Source organism: Geminocystis sp. GBBB08 (assembly GCF_016743215.1).
GTDB lineage: Bacteria > Cyanobacteriota > Cyanobacteriia > Cyanobacteriales > Cyanobacteriaceae > Geminocystis.
In genome coordinates, this window is sequence record NZ_VRZC01000151.1 from 1 (window position 1) to 9,592 (window position 9,592).

Here is a 9,592-nt window from a genome sequence, read left to right on the forward strand (position 1 = left end):
TATTCATTATGGGTAGAAGAAGAAACGGCAAAAGAAATGATAAAATCTCAATATTTGACGTCAATAATTGAAGAAATTAATGAAGATGATCCTGAGAATTTAACAACTTTAGTTGTCGCTTCTGCTGATCAAAATTCCAGAGAATTTGATAAAAAAATACCTTTTATAGAGAAAAAAGATATTAGTAATCAAACAATATTTATTGAAAGTAAATATAATCTTTTTGAATATGCTGATGGTGAAAATAGTCAGAAAACTATCCAAAATAATAATAACAGAAAACAATTTATTTCTCAGTCATGGGAAACCGAAGAAGAGACAAAAACATATCGTGGGGTTGCCGTTAATGAATCTATTAATCCACAAACCATAGTTGCGGAAAAAACCTCTACTGAGTATAAAGTAAAACCAAGAACATATCGTGGAATTACTTATTAAATTATTTAGGTATCAGGTTTTGGGCTAAATCACAGTATCAGGTTTTAGGCATTAAGTGAACAATAATTAGGTGTTAGTGGGGAAGTGTATTATATAAGCAATCTTATATCAAGTTCGGATAATAACTTATAATAAAACTCCGCATCTTTGCTGTGTCTTCTATTAGGGCAGATAAACGAGGTTAGCGAAAAATTTTACTATAATTATTTAATCGAACCTGATATTCTATTTAGAAATGACCAGAGATTTTTTAATAACAGTAAAAATAAAACTATTTGCTATATATCAAGAAATATATCAACAAGAAGAAATAACGTTAAAAATATCTGAAAAAAGTCAAGTAAAAGATATATTAAAAATTATTATTCAAGAAAAACCTGCTCTAAAAAAATGGGAAAATTTAACTAAATTAGCGGTAAATTTAGAATTTGTTTCCCCTGATTTTGAAGTTAAAGACGGTGATGAAATAGCCTTAATTCCTCCTGTCAGTGGTGGTTAAATTAACCTTTTTTTTAGGTTTACGACTACCTTTACTCAAATAGGCAAGGAAAAAACCTACCATTCCTGTCATACCTAATTGCCAAAAATTCGGCACTATAGCAGCAGTTAATATTAATAATGATAGAAGAATAATATATTGATGTTTAATCTTCATGATTTTTACCCGTAATATAGAAACTTATCTTTTTTATCTTTCGTAGTCAAGGCTAAAGCCTTTATAAATAGAAGCCCTAAAAGGCTCACTACAAACCTACAGATAATTTTGACTACTCAGAAATTCCAATTAGGTTATTATCATCCCATTCTAAACAATCACCGATATTTTTACCGTTATGATAAGCGGCTAATAAGACTTCGCTAGTTTTACCCCAGACTATTTTACCATAACGATCAAGGGCGATCGCCCCTAAGTCTCTTTTATTTGAAGAAGCCTCTTGAATGGATTTTTCCATAGCTTCAGCTAAAGATAAACCATCAGTGGTACGAATTACTACTTTTGCCGCTAAACACTCATCGATAATATCTTCTCCAATACCAGTACAACTGACACCTGCTTGAGAGTTAGCATAATTCCCCGCTGGCATAGCTGAATCACTTACTCTACCTATTCTTTCTAAACCTTTACCCCCAGTAGAAGTCCCAGCACTAATTCTACCTTGTTTGTCAAGAGCTACAACTCCAATAGTGCCTCGACGGGCATTTTCACTACTTTCTGCTACCACTCCAGCCATTTTTCTGGTGAAATTTTCCTTTCTTTCTTCAATCCATTCATGTAACCTTAAGTCCGTCAAAGGATCGTATATTGGAGATTGCAATTCTCTGAGTAATTCGGCACTCCCATAATCTGATAATATTCGATCTTCTTGATTTTGGAGAGTTTTGGCTAAATTAATGGGATTTTTAACCCTAGAAACGTTAATTACACCGCTAAATCTTTGTTTTTCACCATCCATCAATGACGCACTCATTCTAATTTGTCCGTCTGATTGTAATACAGAACCAGTACCAGCATTAAAACGAGGATTATCTTCTAATAACTGACATCCCCTAATTACTGCTTCCGTAGCACTTTTACCGTCTAACAATAATTGATATACTTCGGTTATAATTTCATGTAAAGATTGACGCACAACTTCTAAACCGCCTTTTCCTTTTAATGAACTACCAGCGCCACCGTGAATAATTAATTTAGGTTGAATTTGATTTGACATTTTTTCGATTTAATTGAGTTAATAATTAATAGTTAATGGTTATTTGTGGGCAGTGCATCGCCCTACTTATTCTTGATTTGCCCAACTTTTTGCCCATGCTAAATTCTCTTGCACAATTTTTAAATTTGGGGCTTCCGAATATAAACGTAATAAAGGTTCAGTACCACTAAAACGGATTAATAACCAACTATCATCTTCAAGGCGATATTTATAACCGTCAATGGCGAGACAATTTGTTACTTTTTTCCCAGCAATTTCAGTTAATGGTGTAGTTTCTAATCTTTGTTGTAGTTGATTTTTTTGCTCTATATTTGCTAAGGTTAAATCAATACGATCATAAGCTGAATCAAAGTTAACTTGTTGTCGTAAATTATCATAAAGTTCTGTGATGTCTTTTCCTGATTCTACTACCGCTTCTAGTACATATAATGCCGACAATAACGCATCACGCTCAGGAATATGATTACTATAACCAACCCCCCCTGATTCTTCTCCCCCTACCAACACTTGAGAGGTTAACATTCTTTCTGCAATGTATTTATAACCGATAGCCGTTTCATAAAGAGGCACTTTAAATAAATTAGCAATTTTGGGGATTAAATCCGAGCCACTAACGGTTTTAACAATTTCTCCTTGCAATTTTCGACGGGTGACTAAATGTTCGATTAAAATAGGAATCAAAATTTGCGTACTACAATAATTGCCGTTACCATCAACAGAGGCAATGCGATCGCAGTCTCCATCAAACACTAAACCGACTCTAAGGCTATCGGGATAACTTTTTGCCGTTTCTTTAACCTGACGAAATAACTCAGGGATATAACGTGCTAAAGGCTCAGGTGCACCTCCTCCAAATAAGGGATCTCTTTGGGCGTTAATTTCGGGTATATCACAGCCTAACAAACGACTTAAACCAGTAGAAGCTGCCCCGTGCATGACATCTACTAAAATCTTTAATTTGCCTGAAATAATCGCATTTTTGATTAAATCAATGTTAACTTGCGATCGCAATTGTTGACAATAACTTTCCCAAGGATCAAATAATGTTAAAGTACCTTTATGATCAGACTTTAGGGTATCAGAATCTAACAATGATTCAATTTTAGCAGTAACATCTTCTGATACAGAACCCCCAAAACCGCCTTTTACCTTCAACCCTAAATATTTAGCAGGGTTATGACTAGCAGTTAAAACCAATGCACCTAAAGCATTTTCTGCCTTTGCCGCCCAACTAAAAGCAGGAGTGGGAGCGAAACTTTCAGAAAGTAAAACATCAAAACCAGATTGTTGTAATGCTTCGGCGGTGATACTAGCAAAATCTTCCGCCATAAAACGGCGATCATAACCGACTATAATTAAATTAGAATTGGGATTAGATTCCCTTAAAACTTGAGCACATAAAGGGGCTAGTTTTGCAACACGCTCAAAAGTAAAATCGGCAGCAATAACCCCACGCCACCCATCAGTGCCAAATTTAATCGGATTTGCTTGGAAAGGCATAAATAACAATTAACAATTAACAGTTAACAATGAACAATAAATTACTACTGTTTAATTTTGTTCTTGCCTAATTATAGGTTATCTTTGCACTAAACTATATCATTCCTCATTCTTCATTCGTCATTACTCATTAATCATCAATATTATAGCAATCCTACTATGTGAATTGTGAGATTTTTGGAGGTGTTAGCTATCAGCTTTCAGTGGTCAGCTTTAAGGTATAGTAAAATTTACAGATTGATTTTTTAATCTTTAATTCTTCACAAATGATTTAGTGTTGCTATATAAGATTCTTGAATTATTCTTGCTAAAATTTTAGCACTATCTCCTAAAGCTAAATTACCAGCTTTTTCTCCCATATCTGTTAATTTTTCAGGATTATTTAACAAATCTAATACCGTTGTTGTTAATAAATCTGACGTTAATTTATCTTGTCTGAAAAGTAACGAAGCCTCACCGTTAACAAATTCTTGCCCGTTATAAAATTGATGATCTTCCGCCGCAAAAGGATAAGGTATTAAAATAGAAGGAGTTTTTGTAATGGCTAATTCTGTTAATGTACCCGCACCTGATCGACTTATAGCTATATTTGCCCGTTGTAATAATCCTGCCATATTATCATAAAAAGGCATTTCTAAATAGCGATCATTTTGAAAAGTTCCCATTTCATCGTCTTGCTTCCCTGTTAAATGAACTATATAAGCCCCTGTCTTTACCAAATGAGGAGCTGACTGTCTCACCAATTTATTAAGCGCTACAGCCCCTTGTGAGCCTCCCATAGCAATAATTAAAGGCACATTGTCAGGTATATTTAAATCTAAAGATTGGGGTGATAAAAATTCTTCTCTAACTGGTGTGCTTACCCATTGAGTCTTAACTTTTGGTAAATATTTAGTTGTGCCTGTAAAACCAATACCGACAATATCACACCAACCGCCTAATAATTTAGTTACTTTACCCGGTATGTAGTTTGATTCGTGTAAAATTACAGGAATTTTGGCTAATTTTGCCCCAATAATAGCAGGGGCGGCAATATATCCTCCTGTGGTGAATACTATATCTATTTTCCTTGATTTTATTACCTTATAAGTTTTGGCGATCGCCTTAATCATTTTTAGCATTACAAAAATAGTTTTAATCCCGAAGCTAGTTTGAAAACCATCAATATCAACGGTAAAAAGAGGGTAAGATTGAGGCACTAAGGAAGTTTCAAGACGATGAGGCACTCCCAACCACAGGATATGATAATCTGGCAATTGTTGCGCCACAGCCAAAGCTGGAAATAAATGCCCACCAGTGCCACTAGCTGCGATTAATAAGTTAGGATTGTTAACAGACACAGGAATCAATAAAGGAATAAAGGATTTAACAGGTTACGAAAGATCAATTATACTTTGAAAGGATAGAAAAAAATTAGGCTTCAACTATCAACGTAACCAAACAGGGAAAAAAGATGACTTATTTTTGGCAGGAAATATATAATTTTTGTCGGCAAATAACCCAACATATCGGAGACAAGTTATTAGAAGATTTTGCCAAATTAGAGCCGACTCGCAAAGCTGATGGTAGTCTAGTGACAGAAGCCGATAAATGGGCAGATTACGAATTGAGAAAGGCGATTAAACAATGTTTTCCTACCCACGGAGTTTTGACAGAAGAAACCGAGCATATTTTACCTCATACCGATTGGTGTTGGGTAATTGATCCTATTGACGGCACAACTAATTTTACTAGGGGTATTCCTATTTGGGGTATTTCTATTGGCTTACTTTATCAGGGTGTGCCAGTGTTTGGATTTGTTCATTTTCCGCAAATTCACCAAACATATCACGGTTATTATTTTGATAATACTGGTTTAACTGGACCTAAAGGCTCTTTTCTCAATAATACCCTCATTTATACCAGTTATGATCAACCTAGTTTAAATCATGTAGTAATGTTTTGTAATCGCAGTTTAGATATACTAAAACAAAACTTTCCTTGCAAAATTAGGATAACGGGAGTAACTAGCTATGATTTAATTTCAGTCGCTTTTGGTGCTACCCTTGGAGCGATCGAAGCAAGTCCTAGAATATGGGATATAGCTGGTGCTTATCCAATTTTAAGAGGTGCTGGAGGAAATTTAGTTCATCTGAGACAAAAAGTTAGTTTTCCTTTAACTAAAGGCGTAAATTATGGTGAAATCGGGTTTCCTATTTTAGCTGTAGCAAGAGATAATTTGATCCCTATTTTTGAGCCTTTTACAGAAATTATTTTCAAAGAAAAACAACTTGTAATGAATAATTAGAGTATGTAATTGTATAATACTTACTTATTTTTCGACTAAACAAGGGGTTTAAACCTTCGGCTAAAACTGCGCATTTTTTTGTTGATGTAGTGTCTCTAAATTCTTTTTATTCCGCATAAATGTATCAGTTATGGCATTTAGTTTACTTGTTAAGCTAATAAAGTAATTTTGTTGATGAACATTTGTCTATAAAATTATCAAAAAATCGTGGGTCTAAAACCCTGCTATGCACGGGCATTAGTGAGCTATAATTAAAAAAACATCCTTCGATGTGGTTACAGACAATAAAAGGCAAAAACTAAGCCAATTTCAAGTAAACGTCTGTAGTATTTGGCGGTAGGGCATATCGCTACAGCTTGTGGAGAAAGAGTAAGACCAAGTAAAAAATTCACTTTTGAAAGGCATCATTCGGTGAAAGCTTGAATCCTCTAGCCTTTAGGCAGAGGAGTTGTCAAAAACTCTATTCCTAATTCCTAGGGGATTAAAATTATTCAACCCCTACGGATTAGTCCTCTTCTGATTCAGGAATGGTTAGCCCATGATTGTCTAATACTGCTTGTAGTTGTGCCTCATCATCTTTACTTAAAGAAGTACGGAGAATTTTACCGCCATATTTACTAACTTCATCTAACACTTTATCAGGAGTTACTTTTTTGACAAGAATAAATAAGGCAGAAGTTTCTGGTTGTAAAGTTTCTCCTAATTGTTTCATAAAGTTATCATCGACACCTATATCACTTAACGCACCCCCTAATGCACCTGTAGCCGCACCTACCGCAGCCCCAAACAAAGGTACTAAAAAAAGAGTCCCAATTAGTAGTCCCCAAAAACCACCACTAGCAGCACCACTGGCTGTTAAATTGATGGCTTGTTTTAGTTTTACTTTCCCGTCAGCATTTTTAACGACTACAACCGCATCTTCTAATTCGATGAGACGTTCTGTTTGTAATCTAGCTAAAGTTAATCTTACTTCTTCGGCTTTGAAAAGATCATCGTAGGCGATCGCAATTAAATCACTCATTTTTGTTATTTTAGTTTTATTGAAAAATTACTAACACTAATTTAACAATTAATCATGAGTATTTAACCACAAATAATTAATAATTATTAATTATCTTGAAAATATCCAAAAGGGGACATTCGTTATATTTCTTGTTAAACACAAGCCCCCACAGAAATTAATCGGTGAGTGTCAAAAAGGATAAAGTTTTTAAATTGAGCAAAAAGTACTGGATTACGCCAACCCTTAAGTACCTCTTGTTCCATAATGGCTAGGGAATCTTCCTGATTATAAGCAGGTTTATAGATACGCTCATTGGTAAGTGCGTCATAAATATCGATCATTTGAAAAATTTGTGCTAGATAAGGTATATTCTCTCCCACTAATTGATCGGGATAGCCACTACCATCCCATTTTTCATGATGATGACGAATTATTGCCAATAAATTAGGTTGATTACTCAAAGGTTGACAAATTTGTTCACCAATAATAACGTGTTGATGGATAATTTCTTTTTCAGCATAGGTAAGTTGAGTTTTTTTACTGAGAATCTGCTCGGAAATATTTACCGTACCAATATCATGTAAATAAGCGGCTAAAACAAGATCTTCAATATTTTGATCAGATAATCCTAAATATTGAGCAAAATTCATGGCTAAATTGGCTAATTTTAAGAGAGATTTATTTGTATTTAGAGAACGCGCTTCGATGGCCATTGCTAAACTGAGTAATACTTTTTTTGTTTGATCTAATCCTTCATTGAGACGTTTTTGTTGAGCTAAAATTTTTAATTTAGGAGATAAAGAGTTATGATTTAAAGGTTTCAAAATAATCTCCTCCACACCAATTTTAAGGGCTTTTTGCCAAAGATCTAGGTCTTCTACCACAGACATCAACACAATAGGAATAGATTTCGTTTGGGGTTGTAATTTCAGTATTTTTGCTAATTCCAATCCATCCCTTTCAGGCATGACAATATCCATGAGGATGACATCAGGTTGTTGAGAAAAAGCCAATTCTAAAACCTCACAGCTATTACTACTTTTAATGACTTGATAACCTTCGTAGCTAATTAAATCTACTGCGTGTAAAAGACTCAAGGGTTGATCATCTACCACCATTATTTTACTTGGAGTAGAAACTACTGAGATGAATCTACCTTGGGGATTTAATTCTGTGATAGCCTGATAGTTACTCATAATCAACACCTGTTCGACAATAAAGAAGTAGATAAGATCAAATTCTCTCAAATATCAATCTTATTTGTTTCCATTGTTGAATATTTTTCGGTCATTGTCATCAGTTTATTTACGCAAGTTTTGTCAAGAAAACCAACGTTTTTTCCACTTACTTGTAAACTCTAAATTACTGAGACTTTGTTCTTCTTCTCTACGTTGTTTGATAGTTTCAGATATACTTGTTAAGTCAGGATCTCGAAAAGGTATCCCCCCACGAGTTTGTAAATGTTCTAATTGTTTTTGTGATAAAGGTGATAAATACTTACTTTCAAAAGTGGCTAAGGTACCCGGAGATCGCCTACCGATGCTAAAATTATTACCGATACTCAAACCAACTTCAAGAAAAGCACTCCGAATGGCTGCCGAACAAGAATAAGTAGCAATAATACCATCTCGGTTTAAACACTGAGAAAGGAGGGAAAAAAATTCCACCGTCCATAATTGAGGACACTTAGGTGGAGAAAAGGGATCAAGGAAAATCGCATCAGCTTGGAAATTTTTTGTTGCTAATTTGCTCATACTTTGTCTAGCATCATCAATCCATAAACTGAGTTTAAGTTGGGGAGTATTAACTTGTTTATAATTACATAATTCTGATAAAAGTTGAATAATATTTGAAGACCAATGATTTAATAAATTATGTTCTAAGGCTTGACGAGGTACAGTTTCATCTAATTCTAAAGCAAAAATTTCTACTTGATATTGAGGATTAATCTTCAAAATACAATCAAGGGCGGCGGCTGTGTTATATCCTAAACCATAACAAACATCAATAATTTTAAGGTGATTTTGTTGTTTGATTTTGTCAGCAAGGCGACAACCTTGAACATAAGTAATTTCTGCTTCAGCTTTAGCACCGTATTTAGTATGAAAAGTTTCGCCAAATTCTTGAGAATAAAAGGTTTGTGAGCCATCGTCAGTAATTCTCGTTTCTAAACAATTCATAAAAATATTTTTTTTGATATATGGTTAAACGACTTGTAGCAAAAGATTTATTCCTCCATCAAGGATTAGAAAAGAAAACAATTTTACTGATAATAGTTAACAATCCTGTCACTAAAACACCCACAAGCCCAAAAACACCTAAGGTAATGGTGTTAAGCCTAGCATCCACTGTATCAAGTCTTTTGACTATTTGCTCATTTTGGGTTTTGAGCTTTTCCACATCAATGGTTACGGTGTTTAAATCACTTTGCAAACTATCAATTTTTTTGTCTAGTAATTCAAACTTAGAATCAATTTTTTTGTCTAGTAATTCAAATTTAGAATCAATTTTCTGATCTAGTAATTCAAACTTAGAATCAATTTTCTGATCTAGCCTATCTATTTTACTATCTAATTTATTGAGTACATCTATTAAGCTAACCTCGATTATTTGTGTCATCTTCAATTTTCCTTACTTTAAATTAAATGATCA

Annotated in this window: 11 protein-coding genes; 3 read left to right on the top strand and 8 right to left on the bottom strand. The window is 34.1% G+C overall.

Going from position 1 to position 9,592, the window contains the following annotated elements; translation table 11 throughout:
* Both FWJ34_RS15515 and FWJ34_RS15520 read left to right on the top strand, forming a co-directional pair.
* The coding region (locus FWJ34_RS15515) for a hypothetical protein (RefSeq protein WP_308256246.1) at positions 1 to 438 on the top strand (438 nt) is incomplete at its 5' end.
* Between the two features lie 235 nt (positions 439 to 673).
* Positions 674 to 937, top strand: coding sequence for a MoaD/ThiS family protein (locus tag FWJ34_RS15520; RefSeq protein WP_308256247.1), 264 nt, complete (start codon positions 674 to 676; stop codon positions 935 to 937).
* On the opposite strand, the gene FWJ34_RS15525 is transcribed toward FWJ34_RS15520, so the two are convergent.
* The 4 genes from FWJ34_RS15525 to murG form a co-directional block, all read right to left on the bottom strand.
* Positions 911 to 1,093, bottom strand: a complete 183-nt coding sequence (locus tag FWJ34_RS15525) for a hypothetical protein (protein WP_308256248.1) — start codon at positions 1,091 to 1,093, stop codon at positions 911 to 913. The genes FWJ34_RS15520 and FWJ34_RS15525 overlap by 27 nt on opposite strands.
* 112 nt (positions 1,094 to 1,205) lie before the next feature.
* Positions 1,206 to 2,150 carry an isoaspartyl peptidase/L-asparaginase gene (locus FWJ34_RS15530; protein WP_308256249.1) on the bottom strand — a complete coding sequence of 315 codons (945 nt, stop codon included), beginning with the start codon at positions 2,148 to 2,150 and terminating at the stop codon, positions 1,206 to 1,208.
* A gap of 66 nt (positions 2,151 to 2,216) precedes the next feature.
* Complete coding sequence (locus FWJ34_RS15535; RefSeq protein ID WP_308256250.1) at positions 2,217 to 3,650, bottom strand: phosphoglucomutase/phosphomannomutase family protein; 1,434 nt, start codon at positions 3,648 to 3,650, stop codon at positions 2,217 to 2,219.
* 260 nt (positions 3,651 to 3,910) lie between these two features.
* Entirely contained in the window at positions 3,911 to 4,990 is a 1,080-nt protein-coding gene (murG, locus tag FWJ34_RS15540; RefSeq protein WP_308256251.1) for an undecaprenyldiphospho-muramoylpentapeptide beta-N-acetylglucosaminyltransferase, read from the bottom strand.
* Between the two features lie 113 nt (positions 4,991 to 5,103).
* On the opposite strand from murG, the gene FWJ34_RS15545 reads away from it, so the two are divergent.
* Positions 5,104 to 5,937 (top strand): inositol monophosphatase family protein, encoded by an 834-nt coding sequence (locus FWJ34_RS15545; protein WP_308256252.1) that lies wholly within the window; start codon positions 5,104 to 5,106, stop codon positions 5,935 to 5,937.
* 505 nt (positions 5,938 to 6,442) lie between these two features.
* Here FWJ34_RS15545 and FWJ34_RS15550 read toward each other — a convergent pair.
* From FWJ34_RS15550 to FWJ34_RS15565, 4 genes are all read right to left on the bottom strand, one after another.
* Positions 6,443 to 6,958 carry a DUF1269 domain-containing protein gene (locus tag FWJ34_RS15550; RefSeq protein WP_308256253.1) on the bottom strand — a complete coding sequence of 172 codons (516 nt, stop codon included), beginning with the start codon at positions 6,956 to 6,958 and terminating at the stop codon, positions 6,443 to 6,445.
* Positions 6,959 to 7,092: 134 nt separating this feature from the next.
* Positions 7,093 to 8,136, bottom strand: a complete 1,044-nt coding sequence (locus FWJ34_RS15555; protein WP_308256254.1) for an HD domain-containing phosphohydrolase — start codon at positions 8,134 to 8,136, stop codon at positions 7,093 to 7,095.
* Positions 8,137 to 8,259: 123 nt separating this feature from the next.
* A complete protein-coding gene (locus FWJ34_RS15560) occupies positions 8,260 to 9,120 on the bottom strand; it encodes an MnmC family methyltransferase (RefSeq protein WP_308256255.1) in 861 nt (286 codons plus the stop codon).
* A gap of 58 nt (positions 9,121 to 9,178) precedes the next feature.
* The gene (locus FWJ34_RS15565) at positions 9,179 to 9,559 is read right to left on the bottom strand and encodes a hypothetical protein (RefSeq protein ID WP_308256257.1); all 381 of its coding nucleotides are present in this window, start codon (positions 9,557 to 9,559) and stop codon (positions 9,179 to 9,181) included.
* Positions 9,560 to 9,592: the final 33 nt, after the last annotated feature.